This window comes from Candidatus Binatia bacterium (assembly GCA_035631035.1).
GTDB lineage: Bacteria > Eisenbacteria > RBG-16-71-46 > SZUA-252 > SZUA-252 > DASQJL01.
Window position 1 is genome coordinate 1 of the sequence record DASQJL010000126.1, and the last position, 15,578, is coordinate 15,578.

Consider the following 15,578-nt stretch of genomic DNA (forward strand, 5'->3'; position numbering starts at 1 on the left):
CGACCTCGGCGATCTGGGCATTCTCTCGCGCCCGCGCGAGCAGCTCGGGCGTGAGATCGAGCCCGGTGGCGCGGGCTCCGCGCCGCGCCGCGGTCACCGCCACGACCCCCGTCCCGCAGGCCACGTCCAGCACGCGCTGCCCGGTCTGCACGCCGGCATGGCGAACGAGCCGTGCGGCGGCGGGGGTGGTGAGGGCCTCCAGCGGGGCGAAGTGCGCCCAGCTCTTCCGCTGGGTCTCCTTGAATTGGGCCAAAGCGTCCATCGGAGCCTCCGGATCCAGGGTCGGTTCGAGTTGCCGGAAATGACACCACCGATGTCCGACGCCGTCAACCCGGCGAGTCCAACGCTCCGGCCGCCCGGCCTGTCTAAGGGGCATGACGCGAGCAGCCTTTCGAAACCCTCACGATCGAGGAGACGTCATGCATCCCATGCGCGCTGTGGCTCTGGCGGCATCGGCCGCCCTGGTTCTCGCGGCCCCCGCTCTTTCGCTCGCCCGCGGCGAGTCCCACGCCAAGCAGCACGGCTATGCCTACGGAAACGACGGAGACGACTTCACGTGGGCCGTCGTGGACGGGCAGAGCACCAGCATGTCGGGCCAGCTGGACCATCCCACGCTTCAGGACCTCAAGGATCGCTTCGGGGACCGCTTCCTCTACATCGAGGACGACGAGGACGGGTACGTGATCACCGACCGCGCGATGGTCGAGCGCGCCCGCCGCGCCACGCAGCGGATCGGCCAGTATGGACGCGAGATCGGCGAGATCGCGCGAACCCAGGTGAAGCTCTCGATGAGCGAGGCGCGGCCGAAGCTGCGCCGGGCGGAGCTCTTGCGCGAGCAGGCGGAGCTCCGGAGGGAGATCGCCCGGGCCGAGCGGGAGGGCGAGCCGACCGATCGCCTGGAGCGGAGGCTCGACCGGGTGACGACCCGACTCGAGGCGGACGAGGAGGTGGATCGCGGGTTCGAGCTTTCGTCCGATGAGAAGCGGGACCTCACGCGGCGGCGCGACGAGGCGAAAGCGCGGCTGCACGAGGCGGTGGAGCAGGTGAATCGGGAGATGCGGGACATCCTGCGCGACGCCAAGGGTCGGCGCATCGCCGAGCCCGTGGACTAGAGCTACTGGTATCCGGCGCGGCGCCACGCAGGCCGGCACGCGCTGGTGTGGAACGGCGGGCGGGGGCCCTGTACGATTCCGGCGTGCATCCCCCGACCGTCGTCCTCGAAACGCCTCGTCTTGCGCTCCGCCGTTTCACGCTCGAGGACGCCCCCTTCGTCTTCGAGATGGTGAACGACCCCGACTGGCTCCGCCACATCGGCGACCGTGGCGTCCGGACCCTCGACGACGCGCGCGCCTACATTCGCGACCGCACCCTCGCCCAGTACGACCGCGTGGGGTTCGGCATGTACGTCGTCACGCTGCGGCACGGCGGAGAGGTCGTGGGATCCTGCGGCCTCATCCGGCGGGACTCGCTGGCCGACGTGGATATCGGATTTGCCTTCCTGGCGCGCCATCGCGGACGGGGCTACGCGACCGAAGCGGCCGCGGCCGTGCTCGACTACGGGGTGCGATCGCAGGGTCTCACGCGGATCGTCGCGATCGTCTCCCCCGAGAACCGCCGCTCCATCCGGATCCTCGAGCGGATCGGAATGCGCTTCGAGCGGATGATCCGCCTTCCCGGCGAGCCGGAGGAGATCCCGCTCTACGCGTACGAAGCGTCAAGCCATGCGGCCTGAAGAAGGTCAGTACTCCACGTAGGACTCGTCGGGGTAGCAGTAGAGCCACCGCTCTCCAGGCTCCGCCGACGCCACGACGGGATGGTGCACCGTCCGCGCGTGCTTGCTCGCGTGCTTGTTCGGCGAGGAGTCGCAGCAGAGGGTGGTCCCGCACTGCTGGCAGGTGCGCAGGTGCACCCATCGCGCGCCGATCGCCACGCATTCGTCGCATTGGCGCGCTTTCGGGTGCTTCACGTCATGGATCTGCTTCAGATGGGCGCACGCCTCGTCCATGGCTTCTACCTCCGTTCCAGCTCGTCGCGATCCCAGCCGGAGAGCTTGGCGCCGGCCTCGTAGGTGGTGTTCAGGAATGCCGTGAGCGACGCGACCGGGTCCGCCGAGCGGCGAACCGCTTCGTAGGGCAGGATGAACTCGCCGAGCTCCTGGTTGTAGGACGCGGACGCGGGCTCCACCGCCGCCGCGTCGAAGCCCGCCGGTGCCGGCACCGCATAGGCATAGAACGCCGCCTCCTGCACCGCTCCGCTCCCCGGCCAGAAGCCGTGGCTGATCACCTCGTGGGAATACGACTCGCGCGTCATCGCGTCGGCGCCGGGACGCTCCGGCGCGCGGCGGCCGGAGAAGCGCGTCACCGCGAGGTCGAAGCTCCCCCAGAAAAAATGCACGGGGCTGCACTTCCCCACGAAATCGCAGCGGAAGCTCTGGAACACCGGCTTGATGGAGAGAAGCGCGCGGAGGAACGCGTTCGCGCAGGCGGGATCATAGGCGTGATGGGTCTCGTCTTCGGTGAAGCGGATCGGCTCCGGGATCTCGACCGGCATCGTCCAGATCCGGACGTCGATCCCCAGTCCGTGGAGGGTGTCCATCAGCTGGCGGTAGAACGCGGCCACGGAGCGGGGCTCGAGCGGGATCGTCCGCACGGTTCCGTCCGAGACCTCGACCAGGAGCTGATGCGCCACGAGGTCGAAGGTGATCGTGAAGGTCCGTTCCCCCGCGGTCATCGTCGGCGTGGCCAGGCCCCGCGGGGTGACCTGGAGCGCGATGTTCCAGAAGTGGTTCATCCGCGGCGTGAGCGCGAGGCAGATCTTTCCCGCGATCTGGGTCCACAGGTGAAGCGTGGCGTAGGTGTCGCGCCAGCGGTCCAGCGGCAGGGCGGGCCATTCGGTTGCCGTGCGCGTCATGCGCCTACGATACACTGTCCCGCATGGCGGAAGGAAAGGGGGAAGGCGCGCCCGAACGGATCGACACGGTCGTGATCGGCGCCGGACAGGCCGGCCTCGCCGCGAGCTGGTGCCTGACCCGGCGCGGGATCGAGCACACGGTCTTGGAGCGCGGGCGCGTCGGCGAGCGGTGGCGGTCGGAGCGCTGGGATGGCTTCTACCTCAACACGCCCAACTGGGCGCTCCAGCTTCCCGGCTTCGTCTACGACGGCCCCGAGCCGGACGCATTCGCGTCCCTCCGGGAGACGATCACCTACCTCGAGCGCTACGCGAAGAGCTTCGGCGCGCCCGTCCGGGAGCAGACGCCCGTCACGCGCGTGCGCCGGCAAGGAGATCGTTTCCTCGTGGAAACGCCCTCCGGAGCCGTATCGTCCCGCCGGGTGATCGTGGCCGCCGGGGCGTATCAGCGCCCCACGCCGGCGCCGCTCGCCCGCCAGCTCCCGCCCGGGATCGCCAGCCTCCACACCAGCGAGTACAAGAGGCCGTCTCTACTCCCGGACGGGGCCGTCGTGATCGTCGGCAGCGGCCAGTCGGGATGCCAGATCGCCGAGGAGTTGCTTCTTGCCGGACGGGGCGTCTATCTCGCGGTCGGCCGCTGCCCCTGGCTCCCGCGGCGTTATCGGGGGCGCGAGCTGATGCGCTGGATGGTCGACTCGGGGCTCGCCGACCAGACCGTGGACACGCTCCCGTCGCCGGCGGCGCGGCTGGGGTGCAACACGCCCGTGTCCGGGAACGACGGCGGGCATGACTGCAATCCGCGGTGGCTCGCGCGCCACGGAGCCGTGCTGCTGGGGAGGGTCGAGGCGATCGAGGGACCCGTGCTGCGCCTGGGCGAAGGGCTGAGCCAGAATCTCGCGGCCGGCGACGAGTTCATCGCGGCGTTCCGGAAGATGGCCGACGGCGTCGCCGCGACGGCAGGTCTCGAGCTGCCCGACCCCGAGCCCGCCGATGAACCGGTGATGCCCCCGGAGCTTCGTGAGCTCGACCTGCGCGAGGCCGGCGTGGGCGCCGTCATCTGGGCGAACGGGTTCCGGCCGGACCACTCCTGGATCGAGGGCGTCGAGCACGATGCCCAGGGGTGGCCGCTCCAGCAGCGCGGCGCCTCGCCGGTGCCCGGGCTCTACTTCGTCGGCCTCCACTGGCTGCACAAGCGGAAGTCCGCGCTGCTGCTGGGCGTCGGCGAGGATGCCGATCACGTTGCCTCGATGCTAGCAAATAGCTAAGTGCCTGTTGGTTATGGCACTATCCTCATCTGAAATGTAGGCCCGCCTGTTCGGCCGCCATTCCCGGTATCCTTTATGGATTGGCCCGCAGCACCGGCCGCTTGGAAATCGCCGCAACGGATCCACGCAAGGAGCTCCGCCATGGACATCTTGCCCTCGCTCAGGCGCCTTCCTCCGTCGTTTCCTGGAGCGCCGCTTTCGATAGCATCGCTGTTCGTTCTGTTCGCGCTCGCATCGCCGTTCGCTCTCTTCCCCGTGCCGTCCGCCCTCGCGCTCTCGATCCCGGCCAATACGTGGGTCGCTCAGGCGGCGCCGACGCAGGTCCTCCCCTCGGGACTGGGAGGCACCTACCAGGGACGGGGGTGGAACCACCTGCGCTACGATTCGGTGAACCAGCAGATGGTCCTCTTCGACGGCTACAACGAGCCGCCGGTGTATCCGCTCGGCAACATCTACGCGAACTCCCTCTGGAGCTACGACCCGGTGAAGAACCAGCTCTCCCTGGAGAAGCTGGATCACTGGACCCACACCAGCACCGGCACCGGGCCCCTTCCGGAGAACACCGACGACCCCACGCCCTACGACCGTCACTCCTATGCGTGCATCGTCTATGTCGCCTCCCACGACGCCGTCTATCTCTGGTCCGGCGCCAACAGCAACATCCCCGACGGCTACATCGGCGACATGTGGAGCTACTCCTTCGCGCGGCACGCCTGGCGGCAGATCGCGGGTCCGCACCCCTTCACCGTCTTCGAGCAGGCGATGGCCTACGATCCCTTCCTGGAGAAGCTCGTCCTCTTCGGCGGATCGGACCGGGGCTACCACGACGGGGACAAGACCTACGTGTTCGACCTGAAGAGCGAGCTCTGGACCGACGTCGCGCCGGTGACGGTCCCGGCGCCGCGCGCCGGCCAGACGCTCACGTTCGATCCGGAGCGCCGCGTCACCTGGATGTTCGGCGGCGCGATCAACGGGCAGCCGACGAACGAGCTGTGGCAGTACGACGCGCGCGCGAACACCTGGGTCCAGGTCGCCGTTTCGGGAGAGTCCCCCAGTCCGCGCCGCTTTGCCAACATGGCCTACGACTCCACGCATGACGTCGTGCTCCTCTGGGGCGGCGTCACCGGCTCGAACGCGGCGCTCACGGACACGTGGGTGCTCCATCCCGACCGCCGGACCTGGGAGAAGCTCTCGCCGGCGACGTCTCCGGATCCCCTGGTGAACTACGCCGAGGACATGGACTACGACCCGGTCAACGACGTCTTCGTGATGAACCAGAGCGGGAAGTTCTGGCTCTTCCGCTACGGTCCCGAAAAACCGGCCGCCGCGGCGCAGGCGCCGTCCAGCGTCGATCTACGCCTGCTCTCGTCCAACCCGGCCCGTCATGAGACCCGCATGAGTTTCACGCTGACCCGCGACGCGGACGTGCGGATCGACATGGTCGACTCCCTCGGCCGGCGCGTCGCGACGCTCGTCCAGGGGCGCTACCCGGCGGGTGAGCACGAGGTGGACTGGGCCGGCGGTACGTCGCGCCGCTCGGCATCGGGGATCTACTACGTGCGGCTCACGGCGGAGGGACGCGTGTTGACGAGGAGGGTGGTGCTGGTTCGATAGCTCAACCTGCAATTTCCAGTAATGCTTTGCGGGGCGGCGCCCGAAAGTAGTAAGAGGGACAGGGAGAGCGCCGCTGCCTGGAGCCGATCGCGGCGCGCTGGCCGCGATGCCCGTCGGAGGAAACCGGACGGTCGCATCGGGCCAGAGGAGAAACCGGGCGGCGGAGGTGTTTCATAACGAAATGTCCCCTCTGAAGACAGCCCTCGCCGGCATCCTGGCCGCCTTCAACCAGGACCCATATACGCTCTTCGCACAGCCCCGACACGATCCGGAGCTGTATTCGGAACCCCCGGGCGAGGCGGTGACCTTCTGGGGCCATGCCTGCGTCTACATCGACGTGCGAGGACGTGGGATCGTGACCGATCCCGTCTTCGGCCGCCGCTACTCGCCGCTCAACGGCAGGCGGATTCCCTCGCCTCCTCCCAGCGCCTACGAAGCGACCCGCGTCATCCTGATCTCGCACGCCCACTCCGATCATCTGCAGCCCCGCACGCTGGCTCGCTTTCCCAAGCGCGCGACCATCCTCTGCCCGCCGCCTTCGGAGAGATACGTACGCGGCCTGGGTCCCAGGGTGCGGGTGATGCGAGTGGGCGACGAGTACACCATCCGAGGCGCGTCGATCATGGCGGTGCCGGCCGATCATCCGGGCGGCCGCTACTCGCACATCGCCGAGGCGGACGGGCGCGCCCTGGGGTACGTCATCCGGACGGAGAACGGCACCGTCTACTACAGCGGGGACACCGACTACTTCCCCGGCATCGAGACGATCGGCCGGAGCTGCCAGCCCGACCTCGCGCTCCTCAACGTGAACGCCCACCTGCGTCCCGCCGACGCGCTCCGCGCGGCCGAGGCGCTCGGCTCGCCTCCCGTCGTTCCCCTTCATCTGGGCGCCTACGGCGGGAGGGCGGCGCGGCGCGGCCGCCGGTGGCATCGGGAGTTCCTGGAGATGGCGGGCCCGCTCGCCCTGCCACTCGCGGTCGGGCAGAGCGTCCTGTTGAACGACTCGCTCTCCGATCCGGTGGATGCAAGCCGCCCCACCCTGAGGCTGGTCCGGGATTCCTCGGGCTGCTAGGCGGCGCCGGTGAGCGGAGCCGAACCGCGCCGAGATCGCCCTCTTCAGTAACGCGAGCTTTCCGCCGCTACCCCTTCTCCGAACGCCGCTTCAGCCCCTCGGCCTCCATCTCGACATAGCTCCGGCTGAGCGGGGCGAGGATCCTCCCGACGATGCCGCCCAGGAGTCCCTCCTGGATCACGGCCAGCGTCACCCGCGATCCGCCCCCGGGCCGCGGCTCCACCACGTGGCGGCCCGTGCTCGTCATGCCCGGGCTCCGGGCGACCCATTCGAAGGACCGTCCGGGGACCACGGAGGAGACCCGCCAGACGACCGGCGGGAGCTTGGGCTGGAGCACCCGAAACCGGGAGCCGGCGGCGAGACCGCCCGGATCGAGGGGCTCGATCGAGGTGATGGAAGGGGTCCATTCCCGCCAGCGCTCCACGTCGGCGACGTGGGGCCACACCGCATCCGGCGGCGCATCGATCTCGATGACGCGCTCGATCTTCATGGGCGGTGGATTGAAGCGAACGGGACGCGGAGGCACAAGCGGAAACGAAACGGGGAGCCCGTGGGCTCCCCGCTTGCATGACTCCTTCTCGACGAGACGACTACTTCGTCACTTTGACCCCGACTCCCATGGCGGCGCTCGACGCGGCTCCCGCGCGGGTCTGGCCCGCCGCGGCATGCGCGCCGCCCGCGGACGCCACGCGCGTGTTCGCTCCGATCTTCGCCGGCTTGCCGTCCGCCTTCATGGTCCCCCTCGCGACCATGGTCTCGGTCTTGACGGCGGCCGCCACGCTCCCGACCCGAAGCCCCATGCCGTACGCGACCTGGCCCCAACCCATCCCGTCCGCATGGAGCGAGTACAGCTGGTCGATCGTCGTTCCGCTCGGCGCGTTCGCGAGGAGCGTGTGCGCGATCATCACCTCACCCCAACCCACGTTGTACTGCGTCCGCTCGGCGAGCAGCGCTTCGGAGGTCACTCCGAATTCCGCCGCGAAGCGGTCCGCGACCGTGGCGTCGCCGTTCGCGACGGCCTCGACGTCCACGTCCTTGATGTTCCCCTCCAGCTTCTTCTGGATCTCCTCGCGATCGGTGGCGGGCATCTTCGCGGCCCGATCCCGGATCGCCTTGAGCCGCGCCTCGTCCTTGCCGCCGCTGGGCGCCGTCGCGGTCGCCGTCGTGGTCGCCTCCCCGCTCGTCGTGGTCTGTGTCTGGGCGGGAACAGGCTCCGGCACGCTCGTCGCCCCTAGCGGGACGACCCCTCCCTGTTTCGCGTCGTTCCCTTCCGCCGCGGCCACCGCCGAGAAGGCCAGCACCAGTGCCGCGGTGAGCGACGGAACGATGATTCGCCTCATCCATTCCTCCCTTCGTATGCGCCTTGCGGCGCCGTCTCTTCCGGGCGCTCCGCCTCAGCGGATCACGGAATCAGGAATCGAACGCCCAGAAGTCCAACCGTCTCGGTACTGGTGTCGGTCACGGTGCGCTCGCCGGGCGCACCCGCGCCCAGTCCTCCCGCGAGCGGCAGCCGGTGCAGCGGGCCGCCTCCCGACGTGGAGGTCGTCGAGCTGGCCACGCCCCGGCCGACGTCCAGCTCGCCGAGGATCTGAACGTGGGAGAGCGCAGCCCAGACGAACGACCCGCTCGCCTGCGACGCGTTGGCGTCGCCCTCGCGCTTGCCGGCCATGCCGCCGGCCTGCAGGGCGAGGCCCGGAACGACGGACGTGCCGACCTCGAGGCCGACCGCGTTCAGCCGGGCCGACGCGTTGTCCTCCTGGTGCAGTCCGTACACGCCGGCCGTGACCAGGCCGAGCGACCACTCGGGACCGGCGCGCAGCTTCCAGGCGCGATAGCCGGCGTCACCCAGGGAGCGGGCGCCGATCGCGCGGATCCGCGCGAGCCCCGGCACCCCGATCCCCGCGTTCGCGAAGAGCGCGTTCCCATAGCCCGTGACCGAGTCGTCGTACCGGATGAGGGCGACCGTGGCGTCGGCCAGCGGCACGGACACCGTGCCGAAGAGAAGACCCGCGGTGTAGGTCTGGCCGCCGGGTCCCGATTGCCGGTCCAGGCCGGCGCCCGCGCTCAGGGGCGAAGCGCAGGCGGAGCCGAAGCGTCCGCCCGCAAGGAGCGCGGCGCAAAACAGGAGCAGCGTGGAGCCGGTTGGCGGAGCAAGTCGTCGCATCGTGGGCTCGCTGGGAACGCGCTCGCCGACGTCCCCGGGCCCCGACGCCCGGGACGTGCCGCGGCGAGGCGGCACCTTGCCGTTATCGGCGGTATCCGGGGCGTTCTTGAGCGAAAAGTCAGGGCTCGACGGTGTACAGGATGTCGACCCGGTTCTGGCGGGCGGTCTCGGCCTCGATCGTGAAGATGCGGTTGAGGATGTAGCGGAGGCGCAGCGAGGAGGTGGACTGGAAGACGTCCATGCCGGCGCTGACGTAGAGCTTGGGCGAGAGATGGGTGCCCAGGGAGAGGGACGTGTTCTGGATCGAGGTGCCCACGTCCAGGCGCGCCTGCTCGATCCCCAGCTGCGAGGCGACCCCCTGCGCGATCAGGTTGGTCCCGGGCACGCCCATGGTGGAGGCCAGCGTGCTCGCCATCTGCCCTTCCGAGAGGTTGGCCGATTCGATCGGCTTCCCGAACATGATGTAGGAGAGCGCCTCGCTCTGTCCCATTGCCGGCTCGGAGAAGACCTGCACCTCGGGCTTCACGACGGTCCCGCTGACGTTGAATCCGGCGACGGTTCCGTCGGCCGCGGTGCGCGTGGCGCGGGCCCGCACGGCGGGATTGGTGATCGGCCCCCCGGCGAAGATGAGGCTCCCCGTCTCCACGGCGAGATCCTGGCCGTAGATGTGGTACCTGCCGTCCTTGATGTCCAGCCGGCCGTTCCCCAGCGTCGGCAGCCCGGGAGCGTCGATCGCGAGGACGCTGCCGGTCGGCCGCACGTCGAGGCCGAATCCGGTCACGCGCACCTTGTCCCCCAGGACCAGCCGCACGCGCGTGTGCACCTCGGTGGGGGTCGCCTGCAGGGTGTCGGCGCCCGTGAAGACCACGTCGGGCGACGTCTTGATCAGGCGGCGCTCGTCGGCCCGCCCCATCGTGATGGTCCCTTCGGGAACGTCCACCTCCCCCGTGATGTCGAGCCGGTTTCCGTTCAGGGCGAACTTGAGATCGGGGGAGGCCACGACCTGCATGTCGCGGGTGTTCATCGCCTGCACGCGGCTTCCCTTCACCGTGACCGTCGCCACCGGACGCGCTCCGCGCGCCACCGCGGCGGTGCCGTCGATGGCGAGCGTGCCGGAGCCCGACCGCACGGAGCCGTGCAGCTCGATCGCGCCGCCGGGGCTTCCCCGCCCCTCGACGTTCATGTCGCGGAGCTGGAGCCCGTAGCGGGGCAGGTTCGCGCTGCCGTTTCGAAGCGTGAGCGGTCCGTAGAGGAAGGGGCGCTGCACCGTGCCGGCGATCGCGAGGTCGGCGTCGAGCGTGCCCGAGGTGGCGTCGACCTCGGGGGTCAGCCCCTGCGCCAGCGACAGGTCGCGGAGATGGAGGGCGAGCCGGCCGTCGAGGGGACGCGACGTTCCTTCGGCGAACGACCCGTACGCGGGCCACCCGAGGTTTCCCCGGACCGTCCCCACGTTGACGAGATCGGCGGCGAGCGTGGTCTGCACGCGACGCCCGTCCGCGGTGGCGCGGACGCGCGCGTTCTCGAAGCGCGTCGGCACCCAGCGACCGTCCGCAGTCTCGTGGAGGATCTCGCCGGGACCGGGGACGACGTCCACGTCCGCGAAGAGCTGCCCCTCGGCGGTCCCGTGCGCGCCGATGTGGCCGGCCATCGTGCCGTTCAGGCGGAGCCGGGGCGGAAGGCCGGGCTGGAGCAGCGCCAGGTTGACCTGCTCCAGCCGCGCGTCCACGTGCCAGGGGCCGCGCCGTTCCCAGTCCGCGGCGGCGACGATGCGCGAGGTCCCCGACTGCCAGGTGAAGTTCGTGACCGCGACCCGCCCGTTCACGGCGGTGAGGCGCGCGGGAGCGGCGAGCGACCAGTTCCCCGAACGGGGATTCACCAGGTCCAGCCGCGTGACCGTGCCGCGCCAGCCCTCCGCTCCGAATCCCCCCGCGAGCACGGCGACGGTGCTGTCGGCGCGTCCGGCCGCCGAAGCGCGCCACTCGTGCCGCTCGCGGGTGCCGCGCGCGGTGACGATCAGCCGCTCGGCGGCGTGCGTCCCCGCGCTCACACGGCTCGCCGCGAGGTCCAGACGGACGATGCCTCCCGGCCGGAGGTCCACGTCACCGTCGGCGCGAAGCGCCCCGGCGCGCGCATTGGCGAAGAAGAGCGAGTCGCCGGTGACGGTCCCCGCGATGTGCGGACGAGCTCTCGTGCCCCGGACCGTGCCCTTCCCCTCCAGCGAACCGCTCGCCTGCGCCAGCACGGCGCCAAGCCTGGGCGCGCTCACCCTCCAGGCGAGATCGAAGGAACGGCCGAAGGCGCCGCTCGCCTGGACCGTGTCCGGCCCCCACGTGGCCGACGCGCGGTCGAGACGATACTGGCCGCGATTGGCGACGAGCGTGCCGACCGCCGTGACCGGCTGATTGCGAACGGAGCCGCTGAGCCGGCTCACGAGAATCCGGCCGCTCGGTCCCGCCGGAGTGTTCACCCCTTCGCTCCGCCCGGCGAAGTCCAGCCGGCCGGGATACGCCCTCCACACCGTGCCGGGATCGATGCCGCGTCCGTCGAACGTGAGCCGCCAGCTCACGCCGGGCTGCCAGGCGACCGAGCCGGTCCCCGTGATCCTCCCGCCGAGGAGGTTCGCGATCACCGTTCGCACCGCGAGTCGTCCGTTACCGCCGCGCCCATCCAGCGTCCAGCGTCCCGGGGGAACGTTCCGCCCGGAGAGCAGCGCCTCGGAGTGGAGGTCGAAATCGGCCAGGGTGCCCCGGACGCGTGCCGAGCCGCGCTCGCTCTCCACCCAGCGCTGCCCGCGCAGCGGCCATCCCATCGCGGCCCACTCGGTCCGGAGATCGAATCGGGCGTTGGCGGAGTCCCCCGAGACGGTGCCGCGCGCCGTCACGCGGCCCGGCGCGCCCGGCTGCGTCAGGACGAAGTCGTCGATCTGCCAGTCGCCGCGCTCGAGGCGGCGCACGCGGAAGTCCGCGGCGGTGGGGCCGAGCGCCTCCGTCGTCCCGCGGACGCGCCCCTGCATGCCTGCCGCCCGCGTGTCCCCGTCCAAGGCGACGTGCCCCTCGAAGGTCCCCTGCGGCCAGGCGGGTCCGAAGTCGCGGGGTGTGAGACGCGCGAACTCCACGTCTCCCTGGAAGCCCACCTGGCGGCGCAGCGGACGGAGCAGCGTGACGTCCACCCGCGCGTCCAGCGGGCCGCTCAGGGTCTGGTGGACGCGGAGCCGCTCCAGCGTGCCGGAGAGGATTCCGTCGCCGTGGACGACGGCGCTGCCGGCGGGACGGTAGGTCCACGTCCCGCGGAGCGCCAGCGGGTAGGCGCCGCGCGGGAGGGCCGACCCGGAGAAGTCCAGGTCGATCGTTCGGGAACGGACCATGAGCGCGTTCACGCGAAGGCTGTCGCGGCGCATGCTTCGCGCGTCCAGTCGCACCTGGTCGATCACCAGACCGGAGTCGCTTCCGGGACGCGCGAGGGTCAGTCCGTTCACGACGCCGTTCCGCACGATGACGGTCACCGGCAGGTTGAGATCGGGCAGCCCGCGCAGCGAATCCTCCGCCTGGGGGGTGTCTCCGGGTCCGCCGACGACGACGCGCGCGTTCTTGGCGTAGAGGCTGTGGATGTCCAGGCGGCGCCGCCACAGCTCGCGCAGGCGCCAGTCGATGAAGACGCTGTCGGCCGTGATGGCCAGGCGGTCGTTACGGTAGGTGAAGTGGCGGACGATCAGGGGACCGCGCAGGGGGCCGGTCATGTCGCGCACGTCGAGCCGCCCGGGGAAGAAACTCCCAAGCCGCTCGAACCCCCACTTCGCCCCGGGCTGCGTGAAGAAGAGCCACCAGGTCCCGGCGAGAACCAGCGTGGCGAGCGCGACCACCGACAATCCCGCGATGAGGACCTTCCGCCGGCGCGGGGTCACAGCTCGGCTCCCATCGCCAGGTGCACCTGGACCGGGGTGCCCCGCCGGTCCAGACCCCAGGCGACGTCGGCGCGAACGAGGCCGGCCGGCGAGAGCCACCGGAGTCCGAAGCCCGCGCCACGCTTGGCCGGAAGGCGCCACGAGTTCATGGCGTTGCCCGCGTCGAAGAAGATCGCGCCGCCCCACCGGGGCAGGAAGAACTGGTTCAGCTCGAGGCTGCCGGTGAGGAGGTAGCGGCCGCCGATCACGTGGCGCAGCTCGTCGCGCGGGCCCAGGCTGTTATAGCTGTAGCCGCGCACGCTGTTCGTTCCGCCCGCGAAGAAGCGAAGGGAGGGGGGCAGCATGCGGAAGTCGTTCGTGTGCGTGCCTCCCGCCTCGATGCGGGCGATGCCGCGGGTCCTGGGACCGAAGGCGTGGATCAGCTTCGCGTCGCCGCGCACCTGCTGGAAGGAGACGTCCGAGACGACCCGCCGGTCGGCCAGCCGCGCGTTCAGCGAGAGACGGTCGCCGTTCTTCGTGAAGATGGCGTCGTCGGCCCGGACGCGGCTCCAGGTGCCCTCGGGGACCAGCGTCTTCACGATGCCGCTGTCCACGCCGACCTGGAAGTTCTCGCGCCGGTAGTTGAGGGCCGGGATCACGCGCCACTTCCCGAGCAGGCGGCTTTCGCTGACGCCGCTGCGGAAGACCTTGCTGTGGAACGTCGCGGTGGCCAGCTCCTGGTACCCGGTGGAGAGGGTGAGCAGGTCGGTGCGGGGATGCGGCCAGGGGATGAAGTACTGACCGATCGCGTGCCGGTCGCGCGATCCGTACTGGAGATCGATCTGCGCGCGATGGCCCGCGCGATTCAGCCGGCGCATCTCGGTCAGGAGCCGCACGCGCGCCCCGTCGTCCGTGCCGTATCCGACCCCGCCCGTGAACCGGAGCTTCTTCGCCGGCGCCAGGCTCACCCCGATCGGCACCACGCGATGGCCGGTGGCCTCCTCGCCCGGGGCCACCTCGACCTTCGTGAAGTAGCCGGTGCTGCTCAGGTCGGTCTGGAGCTGGAGGAGCTTCCGGAAATCGAAGACGTCGCCGGGGTGGAAGGTGACGAAGTCGTGGAGCATCTGCTCCTGGATGACGTCCTTGTCGAAGGAGACCTCCCCGAAGTAGTGCCTGGGGCCGGTGTCGTACCGGATCACGATCGCCGCCGCGTAGCGCTCCAGGTCCACGTCGATCCGGCTCGCGAGAAAATGCGCGTCGAGGTAGCCGCCTTCGGCGGCCGCGGTCTCGAACGTCGCCTTGGCCAGGTCGTACGACGGCTGGATCAGGACGTCGCCCTTGTGGAGCGGAAAGTCGCGGAGGATCTTCTGGTAGCGGGGATCGTTCTCCCCCTCGCCCGTCACGTCCACGAGCACCGAGTCGAGCAGAATGGCGGGGCCGTGGTCGACCGTGTAGCGCGCGGTCCAGCGGTTCTGCGTGATCAGCTCCGACTGGATGAGGGGCCGGTAGTAGCCGAACGGCTGGAGGGCGCGGCGGATCTCTTCGTCGGCGCGCGCGTGAAGGTGCCGGATCACCTCTTCGTTGGCCTTCTTCCGCTGCTTCTTGTCGGCGATGCTGAGCGAGGCGAGGACGTTCTTCTTGAGGGTGCCGCTCAGCCCGAGCACCTCCACCCTGACCGAGGGGGTCCTGGCGCTCGACCGCGTCGCGGCCGAATCGGCCGGAACCGTGGCGGCGCCGACGGGCAGCGGGGCCAGGAGCAGCGCGGCGCAGAGGGCTGCGAAGGGTCGGAGCATCGTTCCTTTCGAATCGGCGAGTGCCGGCGTGGGGAATCCGGTGAAAAGCTCCTCGTATTAGCCAGCACCGTGCCGGTCCAACGAACGGCCCTTCGAGGCTCGGCTTACGCCACTTAGCGGGGGCATCGCCGGGATGCCGGCAGCGGGGCGGCTCGAACCGAACGAATCCGTGTACGTTTTACAGAGACCAAGGGAGGCAGGCGGGATCCCTGCGACCAGAGAGCGGGCGGCGGCATCGAAACGCCGCGACCGGGGGTAGCCGTACCACGGAAGGAGCGGACCATGATGCTCGACCAGATGATCGCGTGGGGCGAGGCGCTCCGGCCGATGCGCGAGCGGGCGGCCGTACGCTGATCGGCGTCATCTCCGATACGCACGGGCTCCTCCGCCCGGAGGCGCTCGAGGCGCTGCGCGGCGTCGAGGCGATCGTGCACGCCGGAGACGTGGGCCGTCCCGACATCCTCGAGGAGCTGCGTGGGATCGCGCCGGTGACGGCGGTTCACGGGAACGTCGACCGAGGCGCGCTTATCCGCGACCTGCCCTCCACGGCGATTCTCGATGCGGGCGGCGCTTCGATCTACGTGCTCCACGACCTGGCCCAGCTGGACCTGAACCCGAGAGCGGCAGGATTCGGCGTGGTGGTGAGCGGGCATACGCACGCTCCCGTGATTCGCGAAAAGGACGGCGTGCTCTATCTCAATCCCGGGAGCGCCGGGCCCAGGCGCTTTGACCTGCCCGTGTCGATCGCCATGCTGACGGTGGTGGATGGTGCGCCGAGCGCCGCGATCATCGAGCTTCCGATCGCGCCGTAGATCGAGGGGCGGAGGCGCCCAGCTGCCCCGCGACGCTAGGGCCGAATCAAGACCACCTTCGAACGGACCTC

The 15,578-nt window shown here is 70.2% G+C and carries 14 protein-coding genes; 6 read left to right on the top strand and 8 right to left on the bottom strand.

Going from position 1 to position 15,578, the window contains the following annotated elements:
• A partial coding sequence (locus VE326_14470) for a methyltransferase domain-containing protein (protein ID HYJ34410.1) occupies window positions 1–262 on the bottom strand: 262 nt, incomplete at its 3' end.
• 166 nt (window positions 263–428) lie between these two features.
• Between VE326_14470 and VE326_14475 the strand changes: the two genes are divergently transcribed.
• Both VE326_14475 and VE326_14480 read left to right on the top strand, forming a co-directional pair.
• Entirely contained in the window at window positions 429–1,112 is a 684-nt protein-coding gene (locus tag VE326_14475) for a hypothetical protein (protein HYJ34411.1), read from the top strand.
• Window positions 1,113–1,195: 83 nt separating this feature from the next.
• Complete coding sequence (locus VE326_14480) at window positions 1,196–1,732, top strand: GNAT family N-acetyltransferase (GenBank protein HYJ34412.1); 537 nt, start codon at window positions 1,196–1,198, stop codon at window positions 1,730–1,732.
• Between the two features lie 6 nt (window positions 1,733–1,738).
• Here VE326_14480 and VE326_14485 read toward each other — a convergent pair whose 3' ends face one another.
• Both VE326_14485 and VE326_14490 read right to left on the bottom strand, forming a co-directional pair.
• A complete protein-coding gene (locus VE326_14485) occupies window positions 1,739–2,005 on the bottom strand; it encodes a UBP-type zinc finger domain-containing protein (GenBank protein ID HYJ34413.1) in 267 nt (88 codons plus the stop codon).
• Between the two features lie 5 nt (window positions 2,006–2,010).
• Window positions 2,011–2,910, bottom strand: a complete 900-nt coding sequence (locus VE326_14490; GenBank protein HYJ34414.1) for a DUF5996 family protein — start codon at window positions 2,908–2,910, stop codon at window positions 2,011–2,013.
• Between the two features lie 23 nt (window positions 2,911–2,933).
• On the opposite strand from VE326_14490, the gene VE326_14495 reads away from it, so the two are divergent.
• From VE326_14495 to VE326_14505, 3 genes are all read left to right on the top strand, one after another.
• A complete protein-coding gene (locus VE326_14495; protein ID HYJ34415.1) occupies window positions 2,934–4,172 on the top strand; it encodes an NAD(P)-binding domain-containing protein in 1,239 nt (412 codons plus the stop codon).
• 255 nt (window positions 4,173–4,427) lie between these two features.
• Window positions 4,428–5,786 carry a kelch repeat-containing protein gene (locus VE326_14500; protein HYJ34416.1) on the top strand — a complete coding sequence of 453 codons (1,359 nt, stop codon included), beginning with the start codon at window positions 4,428–4,430 and terminating at the stop codon, window positions 5,784–5,786.
• A gap of 181 nt (window positions 5,787–5,967) precedes the next feature.
• A complete protein-coding gene (locus VE326_14505) occupies window positions 5,968–6,858 on the top strand; it encodes an MBL fold metallo-hydrolase (protein HYJ34417.1) in 891 nt (296 codons plus the stop codon).
• Between the two features lie 67 nt (window positions 6,859–6,925).
• Here VE326_14505 and VE326_14510 read toward each other — a convergent pair whose 3' ends face one another.
• The 5 genes from VE326_14510 to VE326_14530 form a co-directional block, all read right to left on the bottom strand.
• Window positions 6,926–7,348: an SRPBCC family protein gene (locus VE326_14510; protein HYJ34418.1), complete on the bottom strand. Its 423-nt coding sequence runs from the start codon at window positions 7,346–7,348 to the stop codon at window positions 6,926–6,928.
• Between the two features lie 100 nt (window positions 7,349–7,448).
• Entirely contained in the window at window positions 7,449–8,198 is a 750-nt protein-coding gene (locus VE326_14515) for a hypothetical protein (protein HYJ34419.1), read from the bottom strand.
• Window positions 8,199–8,260: 62 nt separating this feature from the next.
• Window positions 8,261–9,022, bottom strand: coding sequence for a hypothetical protein (locus VE326_14520; GenBank protein ID HYJ34420.1), 762 nt, complete (start codon window positions 9,020–9,022; stop codon window positions 8,261–8,263).
• A 118-nt stretch (window positions 9,023–9,140) separates the two neighbouring features.
• Complete coding sequence (locus tag VE326_14525; protein ID HYJ34421.1) at window positions 9,141–12,923, bottom strand: translocation/assembly module TamB domain-containing protein; 3,783 nt, start codon at window positions 12,921–12,923, stop codon at window positions 9,141–9,143.
• Window positions 12,920–14,695: an autotransporter assembly complex family protein gene (locus VE326_14530; GenBank protein HYJ34422.1), complete on the bottom strand. Its 1,776-nt coding sequence runs from the start codon at window positions 14,693–14,695 to the stop codon at window positions 12,920–12,922. Before VE326_14530 ends, VE326_14525 begins: the two co-directional genes overlap by 4 nt.
• 305 nt (window positions 14,696–15,000) lie before the next feature.
• Here VE326_14530 and VE326_14535 point away from each other — a divergent pair, with 305 nt between their 5' ends.
• Window positions 15,001–15,507 carry a metallophosphoesterase family protein gene (locus VE326_14535; GenBank protein HYJ34423.1) on the top strand — a complete coding sequence of 169 codons (507 nt, stop codon included), beginning with the start codon at window positions 15,001–15,003 and terminating at the stop codon, window positions 15,505–15,507.
• The last annotated feature ends 71 nt before the right edge of the window (window positions 15,508–15,578 follow it).

What these genes read in the sequence shown, in the direction of transcription:
- VE326_14475 (HYJ34411.1), top strand. Translation starts at nt 429, where the DNA reads ATGCGCGCTGTGGCTCTGGCGGCATCGGCCGCCCTGGTTCTCGCGGCC.
- VE326_14485 (HYJ34413.1), bottom strand. Translation starts at nt 2,005, where the DNA reads ATGGACGAGGCGTGCGCCCATCTGAAGCAGATCCATGACGTGAAGCAC.
- VE326_14490 (HYJ34414.1), bottom strand. Translation starts at nt 2,910, where the DNA reads ATGACGCGCACGGCAACCGAATGGCCCGCCCTGCCGCTGGACCGCTGG.
- VE326_14495 (HYJ34415.1), top strand. Translation starts at nt 2,934, where the DNA reads ATGGCGGAAGGAAAGGGGGAAGGCGCGCCCGAACGGATCGACACGGTC.
- VE326_14505 (HYJ34417.1), top strand. Translation starts at nt 5,968, where the DNA reads ATGTCCCCTCTGAAGACAGCCCTCGCCGGCATCCTGGCCGCCTTCAAC.
- VE326_14510 (HYJ34418.1), bottom strand. Translation starts at nt 7,348, where the DNA reads ATGAAGATCGAGCGCGTCATCGAGATCGATGCGCCGCCGGATGCGGTG.
- VE326_14515 (HYJ34419.1), bottom strand. Translation starts at nt 8,198, where the DNA reads ATGAGGCGAATCATCGTTCCGTCGCTCACCGCGGCACTGGTGCTGGCC.
- VE326_14520 (HYJ34420.1), bottom strand. Translation starts at nt 9,022, where the DNA reads ATGCGACGACTTGCTCCGCCAACCGGCTCCACGCTGCTCCTGTTTTGC.
- VE326_14530 (HYJ34422.1), bottom strand. Translation starts at nt 14,695, where the DNA reads ATGCTCCGACCCTTCGCAGCCCTCTGCGCCGCGCTGCTCCTGGCCCCG.